The organism is Streptomyces sp. NPDC001700 (genome assembly GCF_053596435.1).
On the sequence record NZ_JBSFGE010000008.1, the window covers coordinates 119925 to 133886 of the forward strand.

Annotated in this window: 9 protein-coding genes; 4 read left to right on the top strand and 5 right to left on the bottom strand. The window is 71.7% G+C overall.

Going from position 1 to position 13962, the window contains the following annotated elements; genetic code table 11:
* Positions 1 to 11: 11 nt before the first annotated feature.
* From ACWC5C_RS17410 to ACWC5C_RS17420, 3 genes are all read left to right on the top strand, one after another.
* Positions 12 to 2054, top strand: coding sequence for an RICIN domain-containing protein (locus ACWC5C_RS17410; protein ID WP_450876220.1), 2043 nt, complete (start codon positions 12 to 14; stop codon positions 2052 to 2054).
* Between the two features lie 118 nt (positions 2055 to 2172).
* Positions 2173 to 4071, top strand: coding sequence for a glycoside hydrolase family 9 protein (locus ACWC5C_RS17415; RefSeq protein WP_450876221.1), 1899 nt, complete (start codon positions 2173 to 2175; stop codon positions 4069 to 4071).
* A gap of 90 nt (positions 4072 to 4161) precedes the next feature.
* Positions 4162 to 5499, top strand: coding sequence for an NAD-binding protein (locus ACWC5C_RS17420; protein ID WP_450876222.1), 1338 nt, complete (start codon positions 4162 to 4164; stop codon positions 5497 to 5499).
* 10 nt (positions 5500 to 5509) lie between these two features.
* Here ACWC5C_RS17420 and ACWC5C_RS17425 read toward each other — a convergent pair whose 3' ends face one another.
* The 3 genes from ACWC5C_RS17425 to ACWC5C_RS17435 all read right to left on the bottom strand — a co-directional run bounded on the left by ACWC5C_RS17425 (position 5510) and on the right by ACWC5C_RS17435 (position 9583).
* Complete coding sequence (locus ACWC5C_RS17425; protein WP_450876223.1) at positions 5510 to 7504, bottom strand: phosphatase PAP2 family protein; 1995 nt, start codon at positions 7502 to 7504, stop codon at positions 5510 to 5512.
* A 64-nt stretch (positions 7505 to 7568) separates the two neighbouring features.
* Positions 7569 to 8219: a YceI family protein gene (locus ACWC5C_RS17430; protein ID WP_450876224.1), complete on the bottom strand. Its 651-nt coding sequence runs from the start codon at positions 8217 to 8219 to the stop codon at positions 7569 to 7571.
* A gap of 185 nt (positions 8220 to 8404) precedes the next feature.
* Complete coding sequence (locus tag ACWC5C_RS17435; RefSeq protein WP_450876225.1) at positions 8405 to 9583, bottom strand: PucR family transcriptional regulator; 1179 nt, start codon at positions 9581 to 9583, stop codon at positions 8405 to 8407.
* A gap of 269 nt (positions 9584 to 9852) precedes the next feature.
* Between ACWC5C_RS17435 and ACWC5C_RS17440 the strand changes: the two genes are divergently transcribed.
* Positions 9853 to 11643 carry an FAD-binding dehydrogenase gene (locus ACWC5C_RS17440; protein ID WP_450876226.1) on the top strand — a complete coding sequence of 597 codons (1791 nt, stop codon included), beginning with the start codon at positions 9853 to 9855 and terminating at the stop codon, positions 11641 to 11643.
* 20 nt (positions 11644 to 11663) lie between these two features.
* Here the strand turns inward: ACWC5C_RS17440 and ACWC5C_RS17445 are convergent, their stop codons facing one another.
* Together ACWC5C_RS17445 and ACWC5C_RS17450 are read right to left on the bottom strand one after the other, a co-directional pair.
* Complete coding sequence (locus ACWC5C_RS17445; protein WP_450876227.1) at positions 11664 to 12809, bottom strand: Glu/Leu/Phe/Val family dehydrogenase; 1146 nt, start codon at positions 12807 to 12809, stop codon at positions 11664 to 11666.
* A 108-nt stretch (positions 12810 to 12917) separates the two neighbouring features.
* Entirely contained in the window at positions 12918 to 13856 is a 939-nt protein-coding gene (locus ACWC5C_RS17450) for a LysR substrate-binding domain-containing protein (protein WP_450876228.1), read from the bottom strand.
* Positions 13857 to 13962 lie beyond the last annotated feature (106 nt).

Here is a 13962-nt window from a genome sequence, read left to right on the forward strand (position 1 = left end):
GGGAGCACACGTTGGCACGCCGTACCCGCACACGACGACTTCTGGGCACCATCGGAGTCACCGCGCTGGCCACCGGGGCCGCCCTGATCACCGCGCCACCGGTGACCGCGCAGGCCCCGGCGGCGACGGCCGACGCCGTCACCGTCTCACCCGACCCCTCGTACAAGGCGGAGAGATTCGAGGGCTGGGGCACCAGCCTGGTCTGGTTCGCCAACGCCACCGGCGACTACCCCAAGGAGATACGCGAGAAGCTGGCGAAACTCCTCTTCGGGGACAGCGGCCTCGCCCTCAACATCGCCCGCTACAACATCGGCGGTGGCAACGCCCCCGACGTCAAGGACTACCTCCGTGCCGGGGGAGCGGTCGAGGGCTGGTGGCAGGCCCCGGACGGCACCACGCGCGAGGACACCGACTGGTGGGACGCGAACGACCCGGCGCACTGGAACCCCGACGCCGACGCCACCCAGCGCTGGTGGGTCGACCGCATCAAGAAGGACATCGACCACTGGGAGACGTTCAGCAACTCCCCGCCCTGGTTCATGACCGAGAGCGGCTATGTCTCCGGTGGTTTCAACGCCACCGACGAGCAGCTGAAGCCCGAGTCCGTGGACGACTTCGCCGCCTATATGGCGGGCGCCACCAAGCGGCTGGAGAAGGCACACGGCATCAAGGTCGACACCGTCGACCCGTTCAACGAGCCGAACACCAACTACTGGAGCACCCGCCTGGGAGCCGACGGCGAGCCGGTCGGCGGACGGCAGGAGGGCGCGCACATCGGCCCGGAAGCCCAGCAGAAGGTGATCAGCGCACTGGCCCCGGCCCTGAAGAAGGCACGGACCGGTGCACAGATCTCCACGATGGACGAGACCAACCCCGGCATCTTCACGCAGAACTGGAACACCTACCCGCAAGCGGTGCGTGACCTCGTCGGCCAGATGAACGTCCACACCTACGGCACCGGCGGCCGCACCAGCGCACGCGACCTCGCCAAGGCGGCGGACAAGCCGCTGTGGATGAGCGAGGTCGAGGGCGACTGGGGCGACGGCCAGAGCTTCACCGATATGCGGCCCGGCCTCGGCCTCGCCCGGCAGATGGTCGACGACCTGCGCGAACTTGAGCCCAAGGCATGGGTGTTCTGGCAGCCCGTCGAGGACTACGACAACATGAAGCCCGGCGGCGAGTCGGCCAAGGGCGGCAACTGGGGCAGCATCCAGCTCCCCTTCAGCTGCACCTCGAAGGACACGCTCGAAACCTGCCCCATCCGCACGAACACCAAGTTCGACACGGCCCGCAACTTCACCCACTACATCAAGCCCGGCGACCGGCTCATCAAGACCGATGACACCTCCAGCGCCGCGGCCGTCGCCAAGAAGGGCGACGCGGCCACCGTCGTCCACGTCAACAGCGCCACGAGCGGGCGTACGGTCACCCTCGACCTGTCCAAGTTCGGCAAGGTCAGCCGCCACGCCACCGTCACCCCCGTGGTGACCAGCGCCGATGGCAAGCTGGAGCGGCAGGACGCCATCAAGGTGTCCGACAAGAAGGCCACTTTCTCCGCCCCCGCCCAGTCCGTGACGACCTTCCTGGTCAAGGGCGTGTCCGGGGTGGCGAAGGACGCCGCCGAGCTGCGTAAGGGCCACACGTACGAGCTGTCCGGCGTCCAGAGCGGCAAGGCGCTCTCGGTCGCCGACGACGGCACCAAGCTCGTCATCAAGACCACGGACGCCGCCGCCACCGGCCAGAAGTGGCGGCTGCGCCAGATCAGCGGCGACACCGGCAACCGGCAGCGGTACGTGTTCACCAACCCGGCGGAAGGCAAGCGGCTGGCCGTCCGCGACGGCTCGCCGATAGCGGAGCCGGATCGCGGGAAGCGGGACAAGGCCACCCAGTGGATCATGTCGACCACCGGTGACGGCACCTGGACCCTGGTCAACGCGGCCACCGGGCGACTGCTGGAGGTCGGCGGCCAGGCCACCCACGACGGGGCCGCCGTCACCACGTACACCCCGAATTCCGGCGCGAACCAGCGCTGGAAGGTCTCCGATGTGAGCTGATGTGCGTAGAGGCCCGCCTACCTCAATTGAGGGAGGCGGGCCTCGGTCGCTCGCGGGAGCCAGATTTCGACTAACCGTACGAAGCCGCAGGTCAGCCCCGCTTCCTAGGCTCTGAGGCATGGCTGAACACGTCGAACGAATCCCGCGCGCCCTGGGCGCGGCCATCGCCACGGCCGTCGCCGGGGGCCTGGCGCTGGGCGCCCTCGCCGCACCCGCCGCCGGGGCCGTGGACCACCGGGCCCGGCCGGGTGCCGAGAAGCCCCGCCCCCAGGTCCACACCGGCTCGCCGGTGCGGGTGAACCAGGTCGGCTACCTCACGCACGGCCCCAAGAAGGGCACCGTCGTGACCGGCGCCGCCCAGCCCCTGACGTGGACCCTCAAGACCGCCGACGGCACGAAGCGGGCCAGCGGCACCACCACCCCCGCGGGCGTCGACCCCAGCTCCCGGCAGGGCGTCCAGACCTTCGACTTCAGCAAGGTCACCGACGCGGGCGAGGGCTACACCGTCACCATCGGCGGGCACAAGAGCGAGCCGTTCACCATCGGCGACCAGCTCTACAGCGGGCTGCGCACCGACTCGCTGGCGTACTTCTACCACAACCGCAGCGGCATCAAGATCGACAAGGATCTCGTCGGCGCCCGGTACGCCCGCCCCGCGGGCCATGACAAGAACGCACCGCACGGGGGCGACACCGCCGTCCCCTTCCGGTCGGGCGGGTCCGAGTACCGGCGCAATGTGACCGGTGGCTGGTACGACGCCGGCGACCAGGGCAAATACGTCGTCAACGGCGGCATCTCGGTCGCCCAGCTGATGTCCGCCTACGAGCGCACCCGCACCACCCAGGGTGCCAGCGGCGACGCGCTCAGTGACGGCAAGCTGCGGGTGCCCGAGCGCGGCAACGGCGTCCCGGACATCCTCGACGAGGCGCGCTGGGAGATGGACTTCCTGCTGCGTATGCAGGTGCCCCGGGGCAAGCCGTACGCCGGTATGGCGTTCCACAAGATGCACGACAAGCGCTGGACCGGCTTCCCGACCCGCCCCGACCAGGACAAGCAGCCCCGTGTCCTGCGCCCGCCGTCCACCGCGGCCACCCTCAACCTGGCCGCCACCGCCGCGCAGTGCGCCCGGCTGTTCAAGCCGTACGACCCGGCCTATGCCGCCCGGTGCCTGGAGACGGCCCGGACCGCCTGGGCCGCGGCCAAGAAGCACCCGAAGATGTTCGCCAGCGACAAGGACTCCATCGGCGGCGGCGCGTACGGCGACCGCCACGTCAACGACGAGTTCTACTGGGCCGCCGCCGAGCTGTTCCTCACCACGGGTGAGGACACGTACCGTACGGCGATCCTCCGCTCGCCGCTGCACGGCGACACCGACGCGCTCTTCCCGCGCGGCGGCGGGCTGTCCTGGTCGGCCACCGCGGGCCTCGGCGCGCTCGACCTGGCCACCGTGCCGAGCAAGCTCACCCGCGAGCAGCGCGCCGCCGTGCGCGCCACGGTGACCAAGGCCGCCGACCGCTACGCCTCGGACTCCGCGAAGTCGGCCTACGGCGTCCCCTACGCGCCCAAGGGCGGCAAGTACGAGTGGGGCTCCAACAGCCAGGTGCTGAACAACATGGTCGTGCTCGCCACCGCCGACGAGCTGACCGGCAAGATCCGCTACCGGGACGCGGTGCTGCGCGGCATGGACTACCTGCTGGGCGGCAATCCGCTCAACCAGTCCTACGTCACCGGCTACGGCGAACGGGACTCGCACCGCCAGCACCACCGCTTCTGGGCACACCAGCTCGACCGCAAGCTGCCGAGCCCGGCCCGCGGTTCGCTGGCCGGAGGCCCGAACGCGGGGCTGGAGGACCCGGTGTCGGCCAAGAAGCTGAAGGGCTGCGCCCCGGCGATGTGCTACACCGACGACATCATGGCGTTCTCCACCAACGAGATCACCATCAACTGGAACGCGCCGCTGGCCTGGGTGTCCTCCTACCTCGACGACGTTGAGCATATGTCTGATCAGCGGCGCTGACCCTGTGGCATCTGTTCATGGTGGCGCGCGGCCTCCGCCCCTAGCGTGTGCGGGCAAACGCCCAGGCAGAGCGCGCCGAGGAGGAGCCGGATGCGGGAGGAGCGACCCACCGCCGACACGGCCGGTGAGCGGTACTTCGTCGTGATCGGCAGCGAGGTGGCGCGCAAGGTGTGCGGCTCCCTGCGGGCGGCCGGACACCGGGTGCGCCACTTCGCCCAGCCCACGGACGAGGAGCTGCGCCAGGCGCTGGACCGGGAGGTGGCGGGCGTCGCGATCCTGCTGGAGGAGGACGCCGAGTCGCTGCGCTACGCGCTCGCGGTGGAACACATCCACCCGCATGTCACCCTGGTGGTGACGATCTTCGACCGGACGGTGGCCGACCAGCTGGTGCGCGTCGTGCCGAACTGCCAGGTCACCTCCCCGGCCGACGTGGCCGCGCCGGTCCTCCTGGCGGGCTGCCTCCAGCCCGATCTGCTCGCGCTCACCACGACCCCCTCGGGCCACGCGGGCGCCCGCTGGGACGGGGACACCGTGCGCCTCCAGCCGTACCGGCCACCGAGGCCGCTGCGGTACCGGGCGTGGCTGGGCAAGTTCCGGGGACAGCTGCGGCCGCACGACGGCAGTTCGCGGATCATGCTGATGGGTTTCGCCGGTCTGCTCGCCGTGCTGCTGACGGACTGGGTCTGGCTGGTGGCCCTGCACCACCGCACCCCCGTCGAGGCGTTCTTCGAGGCGGCGCGCACCGTGGCCGCCGTGGGCCCGGCGCTCGCCCACGGCTCGCACGCGTATCTGATGTTCTCCGGCCTCGCGATGCTCATCACCATCGTCTTCACCGCTGTCTTCACGGCAGGTGTGGTGGACCGGCTGCTGGCTCCGAGGGCGGTCGGCATCGTGGGCTCGCGCGCCGTGCCCCGGGGCGGCCACGTGGTCGTCGTCGGGCTCGGCCAGGTGGGGCTGCGGCTCTGCACCCAGCTGCAGGCCCTGGGCATCGGCGTGGTCGCGGTCGAGCGCGACCCGGCGGCCCCGAACCTCCGGCTGGCCAGGGCGCTCGGTGTGCCCGTCGTCGTCGCCGACGCCACGGACCGGTACGTGCTGCGCACCCTCCGCCTCGGGCGCGCCCAGGCGATGGCCGCGGTGGCCTCGGACGACCTCGACAACATCGCCGTCTCGGTGGCGGCGCTCGCCGTCGCGCCGGAGCTGCGCGTGGTGATGCGCGCCGGGGACCACGAGGCCATCGCGGAGACCCGCTCGCTGTTCAAGATCGGCCTGGTGCACGACCTGGGCAGCCTGAGCGCCGCGTACACCACCGCGAGCCTCACCGGGCTCCGCCCGCGCGGGGTGCTGGCCCACGACAAGCGGCTCCTGGTCGAGCGGTCGGACGGGGCGTTCGTACCGTGGCCGCAGCCGGAGCGCTGCGGCCACGCCTGACCTCAGCGGTTCACGTCAGCCGTACGGTGAGCGTGTTCCGGGAGTACGACGGTATGGCCGTGTACGTGTGCCCCTCCGAGTGGACCCTGATGGCGGCGAACCGGCCGTGCAGTCCGCCACGGGCGTGCAGCACCCGGATGACGGTGTGCCGGGCGGGGGAGTGGCGGCCGTCCAGCCGGATGCCGAGGACACTGCCGTGGCCGAGCACGGCGGAGCGGGCCACCGTGAGCGCGGGAGTCGCGCCGCTGGCTGCGACTGCCTCCCGTTCGCCGGGGTTTGGCGCCACCTCCAGCGTGGCGCCGGAGGCCACGACGAGGCCCCGGCGCGCCCGTACGCCGCCCGGGGACGCGAGCCGCAGTGTCCCGCCGTCGTGGACGTGGACCTCGCCCGCGCCCAGCGCCTCCGGCGCCCCCGCGACCAGGGTTCCGGCCTCGACGCGGGTGCCGCCGCTGTAGCGGTTGCGGCCGGTGAGGGCCAGGGTGCCGGTGCCGCGCTTGATGAGGCCGCCGTCGCCGGTGATGTCGTTGCGCCAGGTGTCGGCCGCGCTGAACCCGCCGTCGCGCGCGGCCATCTCCACGCGTACGTCGCGGTCGAAGGCACCGTAACCGTCCGCCGCCGCGAAGAGGTTGAGCCGCCCCCACTGCTCGGGCCCCTCCAGCAGGGCGTAGCCGGAGGGCAGGGCGGTGGTGCGCAGCACCTCCCGGCGCTGGTGTGCGCTGAGATAGGGCAGCCGGGTCTCGATGAGCACTTCGGCACCCTTGGGCACGGTCATCTCGCGGTGTTCGCCGCCCCGGGGCAGGACGTACGTCAGGCGCGGGGTGAACGCCCGTGCGTTGGCGGCGCGATCGGCGTACGGGTCGGTGTCCGGGCCCGCCGCGTGCGCGTAGTCCCAGAGGGTGTCGGCCGTGGTGCCGGTCCGGGCGCGGAGGTAGTCGGCGGCCTGCCGCCGCGCGGCGGCCTTGAGCCCGGCGTTGGCCGGGTCGTGCAGCGCGGCGGCGGCCAGCGCGGTGGCCATGACGCGCCCGCCGACGACGTCGAGGGAGGAGTGCATGCCGGATACGACGCGGGTGTGGGAGGCCGCGGAGGCGTGGGTCACCAGCTCCTGGAACCGCTCGGGAATGGCGTACGCCAGCGCGAGTCCGGCCAGATACAGGGCGTTGGTGTGGCCGCTCGGGAAACCGCCGTCCTCGGACGGCTTGCCGCCGCGCTGCCGCAGCAGTTGCGGGGTGACGGACACCTCGGACGCGTAGACGGGGAAGCCGAAGGCGTCGGTGGCGCCGGTGGCCACGACCTCGTTGTGCTCCGTCATCCGCCAGGGCCGCGGGTACTGGAAGCCGAACTTGGCGGGGTTGCTGGACGCGTACGGACCGCGCAGCGTCTGTACGAGCCGTACGACATCGCCCAGATCCGAGTCGGTGGCCCCGGCCCCGATGGCGGAACCGGCGGGCGCGCCGGGCGGCACGGCGTCACTGACCGTGGTGTCCGGGGTGGTGTCCGGGGCGCTGGCGATGCTGGTGACGGCCTTGGCGCCGGTGCGGTAGATCTCGGTGAGCGGGCCAAGACCGGCGGTGGCCGCGTAACTCTGGTCCTGGCGGTCGTAGATGAAGGTTTCCCGGGCCTGCGCGTCGGTGCGCCGCGCGGTGAGGGCGATCGAGTAGCGCATGTTGGCGCGCAGCACGGCGGCCGCGCGCGGGGTGCCGTTGTCCCAGGCCGTGCCGGTGTGCCAGAGCCGCTGCACACCGCTCAGGACGCGGAGGACGGCGTTGGTCTCGGGGGTGAGATTGGCGGTGGTGTTGGTCTTGTAGTCGTCGACGAAGGACGTCAGCGCCCGCCCGGCGGCCTGCCCGGCCGCCCGCTCCGCAGCCCGGGCCGGTGGGCCCGTCAGGAGGGCTAACGCCGCCGGGGCGGTGATCAGCCCCGCCGGCACCGAGGCGGAACGCCGGAGGAAACCCCTGCGGTCCAGGAGGGATCCCGTGGACCGGCCGGGGGAGGTACGCGCCGTCATGCTGCCCTCGCGATTCGTGTCGTAAGCGCTTGCGATGCGTTAACGCGAAGGAGTGTAGAGGTCGTCACCCGGCGGAGGGGGTGCGGATGGCCGCGATGTCGAACTGGAGGCGCACCTTCTCGCTCACCATGGCGCCGCCCTGGGCCAGTTTGGCGCTGTAGGTCAGGCCCCAGTCGGACCGGTTGATGGTGGTGGTGCCGTCGAAGCCGACCCGCTCGTCGCCGAAGGGGTCGGTGACGTGTCCGATGTAGGTCAGCTCCAGGACCACGGGGCGGGTGGCGTCCCGCAGGGTGAGGTCACCGGCCATGCGGTACACGTCCTGGCCCGCGAGCCGCACCTCGCGGCTCCGGAAGCTGATGCGCGGGAAGGCGCGTGCGTCCAGGAAGTCACGGCTCATGAGATGGGCGTCGCGCTGCTCGACACCGGTGTCGACGCTGGCGGTGGACAGCACGATCTCGGCGCGGGAGCGGGCCGGGTTGTGGCCGTCGAAGTAGAGGCGGCTCTCGTATTCGGTGAAGGCGCCGCGCACCGTGGTCACCATGGCGTGCCGGACGGAGAAGCCGATCCTGCTGTGCGCCGCGTCGATAGTCCACTCCCCGGTGAGCGCCGGCAGTCCGGTGCCCGGCTGGTCGGTGCGGTCGGGGGTGGCGTGGGCGGCCGGGGTGTCCTGGGCGGCAGTGGACCGGGGCGAGAAGTTGCGAGTAAAAAGTTTCATGGGGCATCTAGTTACTGCAAGGGTGAGTTTCGCTGCAAGTCCTGTTCTGGAACCAACCCGGGACTGCGCACGTCACCCTACCGCCCGGGTCTCAATTCCCGGTGAGAGCCCGCCTTTTCGCGACGGGTCCGGCACCGGGTCTTCACATATAAACGGCGGGCGCGAATTTCTTCAAAAGATCTCCACTATCGGTATTCCAGCCAGGTGGTCAGGGCCCACCACCAGTGCAGCGCGTCCAGCGGCCCGCCACGGCCGCCCGGCCGGGTGTCGGCCAGCGAGGTGCCGGTGATCTGCTGGAAGCGGCCGAGCCGGTAGCGGATGGTGTTGGGGTGGGTGAACAGGGCCGCCGCGGTCTGGTCCAGACGGCGGCCGTGGTCGAGGAACGTCAGTGCGGTGAGCGCGAGTTGCCGGTGAAACGTGTCCGACGGGTCGAGGCCACCCAGGAGCCGGTCGCTCAGGTGTGAGCCCAGCAGCGGCTGGTCCGCCACGGCGATCTCCCCGGCGAAGTCGGTGAGTTCGTACCATCCGTGCCGTCCCGCCGCCGCTCCGAGGTCCACGGCGCGTACGCAGAGCCGGTACAGCGGGCGTAACCGGTCCAGGGGAGCCGCCGGAGAGGCCACGATCAGGGCGGGCACGGCGGGCAGGTCCGGGTCCCCGCCGTCCTGCGGCAGCCGGGCGCACAGGCTCACCACACGGCCCTCGACCACACCGGTCACCCCGCGCAGCGCGGACAGCCCGCGCAGCAGGCGGTGGGCGTGGCCGGGCTCGGTGGCCTCGGCGACCAGACAGTGGTGCGGGGCGTGGCCGTCCTCCGCCCGGATCCCGGCGCTCGTCAACTCCTCGGCGCGGGGCGTGACTCCGTCGATCAGCACCTGCCGGAGGAGTCTGGTGCGGATTTCGTGTGTCTCGTGTGCCGGTCCCCGCTCCGCCGCGTGGTACCCGTTGATGACATGGCGCTCGATAGCGTCGCCGTACTCCTTCAGCCGGAGGACCACGGGCAGCAGCGCGCCGTCGGGCACTCCGGACATCCGGCAGCGGTCGACGCTGATCTCCACGGCCCGGGTGAGCGCGGCCTGCACACCGCGCAGTACGGCGGTCATCGGCACGCCCTGGCCCGCCCGGTCGGCGCCCAGCAGCAGGGCGGTGGTGAAGTCCTGTTCCTCGACCCGGTCGAAGGTGCTGAACCACGCACCGGCCGCGCGGATCATCGCGAGGACATGGGCCCGGGTCTCCGCCTCGGTCAGCCGCGCCACCTCGGGGGAGTGGGTGCGCGCCGCGCGGACGAGTTCGCCGCACACGTCCGCGTCGTCGGCCATGGCCAGCAGGATCTCGGTGACCGGCTCGCGCTCGTGGACGACGGCCATGCGCCCCTCTTCTCTGGCGCTGTCGCCGGGACACAACGAAGCGGTGACCGCGTTGGCGCCCAGCTACTACCGCGCCGCTGTGCCGACCTGATTTCCTGTGCGCTACCGACGGTAACAGCGCGGCCGTCGCGGTGACAGCCATCGCGTCGCTCCGCGCTGCCCGCACCCACCGCGCACCGTCCGTACACACGCACCCCGCACCTCCGCACACACGCACCCGCACCGTCCGCACGGCTCGCACCGTCCGCGCTTCACCGGGAGGGCATCCCATGGAGAACCCCGTATCCCCGACGTCGCTCACCCGGCGCCGCGCCCTGACGGTGGCCGGAGGCGTGCTCGCGGCGGCCACCCTCGACCAGGCGGCCCCCGCCTTCGCGGCCGGGTCCGCGGCCGAGGACGCGGACGCGATCGTGGTCGGCCACGGGCTGGCCGGACTCGTCGCGACGGCGGAACTGGCGGCGGCGGGGCGCAAGGTGCTGCTCCTGGACCAGGAACCGGAGAGCAACGTCGGCGGGCAGGCGTTCTGGTCGTTCGGCGGACTCTTCTTCGTCGACTCCGAAGAGCAGCGCCTGATGGGCATCAAGGACTCCCACGAACTGGCCTGGCAGGACTGGCTGGGCACGGCCGGATTTGACCGTGGCGTGGGCGATCCGCGCGGCCAGGACTACTGGGCCCACCAGTGGGCCGAGGCGTACGTCGACTTCGCCGGGGGCGAGAAGCGGTCCTGGCTGCACGGGCTCGGGGTGCGCTGGTTCCCGATCGTCGGCTGGGCCGAGCGCGGCGGCGGTCTCGCGGACGGGCACGGCAACTCGGTGCCCCGCTTCCATGTCACCTGGGGCACCGGACCGGCGGTGGTCGAGCCGTTCGAGAAGAAGGTGCGGGCAGCGGTGGCGGACGGCCGGGTGGTGTTCAAGCACCGGCACCGCGTCGACGAGATCGTGACGAGCGGCGGCGCCGTGACCGGGGTGCGCGGCGCGGTCCTGGAACCGAGCAACGCCCAGCGCGGCAAGGCCAGTTCACGTACCGTGGTCGGCGAATTCGAGCTGCGCGCTCCGGTGGTCATCGTCACCTCGGGCGGCATCGGCGCCAACCACGACCTCGTACGGCAGAACTGGCCGGACCGGCTGGGCACCCCGCCCAAGCGCATGATCACCGGTGTCCCGGCGTACGTGGACGGCCGCATGCTCGCCATCACCGAGAAGGCGGGCGGGCGGATCGTCAACCCCGACCGGATGTGGCACTACACCGAGGGGCTGAAGAACTACGACCCGATCTGGGCCGACCACGGCATCCGGATCCTGCCGGGGCCGTCCTCGATGTGGTTCGACGCCAAGGGCAAGCGCTTCTCCGCCCCAGACCTGCCCGGGTACGACACCCTCAGCACCCTGAAGACGATCACCGAATCCGGCTACGACTACTCCTGGTTCGTCACCACGCAGAAGATCATCGCGAAGGAGTTCGCACTCTCCGGCTCCGAGCAGAACCCGGACCTCACCAACAAGGACATCCTGCAACTCCTCTCGCGCATCTGGCAGACGCCCGAGCCGATCGAGAAGTTCAAGAAGAACGGCGTGGACTTCGTCGTCGCCACGACCCTGTCCGAACTCGTGCGCGGGATGAACAAGCTGACCGGGGACAGCCTCATCGACCTGGCCGACCTCAAGCGGCAGATCGACGCCCGGGACCGGGAGATCGACAACCCGTACACCAAGGACGTCCAGGTCATGGGCATCCGCAACGCACTCGCCTACCCCGGGGACACCCTGAGCCGCACGGCCTCGGCGCACAAGATCATGGACTCCGGCGCCGGACCGCTGATCGCCGTACGCCTCAACATCCTCACCCGCAAGACGCTCGGCGGCCTCCAGACCGATCTGTCCGGCCGGGTCCTGGGCGCCGACGGCGAGCCGGTCCCCGGGCTGTACGCGGCGGGTGAGGCCGCGGGGTTCGGCGGTGGCGGGGTCCATGGCTACCGGTCCCTGGAGGGTACGTTCCTGGGCGGCTGCCTGTTCTCGGGCCGCCGTACGGGCCGGGCCGCGGCGGACGCCACCGCGACCTGACAGCCTCCTGCACAGGAGGCTCAGCCGGGCAGCCGTCCCTTGCTGCGCATGGCGGCGCGGACCCGATCCTCGGCCAGCCCGCGCCCGGCCGTGTGCGGGGTGGTGCCACGCCGCTCGGCCTCGTCGAGGACGGTGACGGCGTTCGCGCGCAGCCGGGTGGAGATCGTCTCGAAGATGGTGGCGGTCTCGGGCCGGAAGCCGGAGTAGCGGGCGTCCATGGCGAACGCGGCGGCCACCACACCGCCCGCGTTGGCCACGAAGTCGGGCAGCACGGTGACACCCCGCCCGGCAAGGATCTCCTGGGCCGCCGGGGACGTGGGCAGATTGGCGCCCTCGACCACCAGCCCCGCCTTGATCAGGTGGGCCGTCCGGTCGTCGATGACGTCCTGCAGCGCGGCGGGGACCAGGATGTCGCAGTCGACGGTGAGTTCCTGCCCGGGGCTGAGCACCTCGCCCTGGGAGTGCCGCCCGACGAAGTCGTCGCCGTGCTCCTCGCGGGCGGCCAGCAGGGCCCGTACGTCCAGCCCACCCGGGGCGTGCAGCGCCCCGCGCGCCGTGGACACGGCCACGACGGTGGCGCCCAGTTCGGCGAAGCGCCGCGCCGCCGCCGCGCCCACCGCGCCGAACCCCTGGATGGCCACCCGGCAGCCGGACAGGGACAGCCCGCGCCGCCGCGCGGCGGCGTCAGCGGCCTCGGCCACGCCGTAGCCCGTGACCCCGAGCTTGTCGTAGGCCACGCCGCCCAGGTGCTCCGGGGTGCCGACGGCGGCGCCACGGTCGCCCAACTCGTCCTGGATGATGGCCGCGTCGCTCTCCGTCAGCCCCATGTCCAGCCCCATCACATACTCGCGGGGCACCTCGTTGGACAGCGCGCGGGCGAACGCGCGCAGGACCGCCTCCTTGTCGCGGGACGCGGGATCGGCCGCGATGCCCGCCTTGGCGCCACCGTAGAAGAGGTCGACACCGGCCCACTTCCACGTCATGACCCGGGCCAGCCGGGCGACTTCCCCGACCGTCACCGTGGGGCTCATCCGGGTGCCGCCCTTGCCGATGCCCCGGGCCGTGTTGTCGATGACCAGCACGCCCTTCATGCCGGTGCGCCGGTGGGAGACGACGACGATCTTCTCGGGGCCCCAGTCGTCGACGAGCGAGAGTGCGTCAGCCACGTCTGTCCGTCCTTCTCCGTAGATCGGTCCACCTCACGATGTGGCCGCTGACCCCGCCCCACAAGGGTCGGCAGGACGACAGAAATGACGCCGGGGAGCAAGCAACGCTTACGCTCCCTGGGTTTCGGTGGACTGCGCCGCCCCGCCCAGCCCCGTCCGCACCACGGCGCGCAGAACGTCGACGAGGGCCACCACCGAGGGACGGCGCTCCGCGGCGCAGCGGAACACCACGACGATGTGCCGCTCGATCGGCTCGCGCAGCCGCACCACATCGAAGTGCGAGGGCCGCAGCCGGAGCATCAGATCCGTCACCGTGCTCACCCCCACCCCCGCCTCGACGAGCGCCAGCGTCGCCGCCGTGTCCGTCACCTCGTGCAGCACCTCGGGCTCGACGCCCGCCCGGCGGCAGGCGGTGCGCACGGCGCGCCCGTAATAGCTCTCGGCGGACGGCAGGATCCACCCGAGCCCCCGGGTCTGCGCCAGCGAAACGCTCTCCCGGCCGCCCATCGAACCGGTCGGCACCGCGAGCGAGAACCGCTCCCGGTGCAGCCGCGTCACCCGCAGGGCCGGATCGCGCGGGATCGGCACGTCCGGGTAGTCGAGGCCGAGCGCCAGATCCACGGCCCCGGAGGCCACCGCGTCGTACACCTCGTCCACGTCCATGTCCCGGCTGTGCACCGTCAGCCCCGGATGGTCCTCGCGCGCCGTGCGCAGCGCCGGGGGCAGTAGCTCGGCGGCGGCCGTGGTGAACAGGCCCACCAGCAGCGTGCCCGAGGCGTCGTTGCGGGTGCGCTCCAGCGCCTCGACGGCCTCGGCCTCCGTGGACAGGATCCGCTCCGCGTGCCGGGCCAGCGTCATCCCCGCGTCGGTCAGCTCCACCCTGCGCCCGGTGCGCCGCAGCAGCTCCATGCCGGTGGCCTTCTCCAGCGCCGCGATCTGCTGCGAGACCCCGCCGGGGGTGTACCCCAGCGACTCGGCCACCGCCGTGATGGTGCCGCGCCGGGTCAGTTCGACGAGGGAACGCAGCTGGGCACTCGTCCAATCCATATAGCGACCCTAATAGATCACGAGCAATAACTGTTCATGGACGTCAACGGTCGGGGTGCTGCACGATGACCGGCAGATAGCTGATCGGCATCGTCCTGCACTGCGA

What these genes read in the sequence shown, in the direction of transcription:
- ACWC5C_RS17435 (WP_450876225.1), bottom strand. Translation starts at nt 9,583, where the DNA reads ATGGCCGTCGTCCACGAGCGCGAGCCGGTCACCGAGATCCTGCTGGCC.
- ACWC5C_RS17430 (WP_450876224.1), bottom strand. Translation starts at nt 8,219, where the DNA reads ATGAAACTTTTTACTCGCAACTTCTCGCCCCGGTCCACTGCCGCCCAG.
- ACWC5C_RS17420 (WP_450876222.1), top strand. Translation starts at nt 4,162, where the DNA reads ATGCGGGAGGAGCGACCCACCGCCGACACGGCCGGTGAGCGGTACTTC.
- ACWC5C_RS17415 (WP_450876221.1), top strand. Translation starts at nt 2,173, where the DNA reads ATGGCTGAACACGTCGAACGAATCCCGCGCGCCCTGGGCGCGGCCATC.
- ACWC5C_RS17440 (WP_450876226.1), top strand. Translation starts at nt 9,853, where the DNA reads ATGGAGAACCCCGTATCCCCGACGTCGCTCACCCGGCGCCGCGCCCTG.
- ACWC5C_RS17425 (WP_450876223.1), bottom strand. Translation starts at nt 7,504, where the DNA reads ATGACGGCGCGTACCTCCCCCGGCCGGTCCACGGGATCCCTCCTGGAC.
- ACWC5C_RS17450 (WP_450876228.1), bottom strand. Translation starts at nt 13,856, where the DNA reads ATGGATTGGACGAGTGCCCAGCTGCGTTCCCTCGTCGAACTGACCCGG.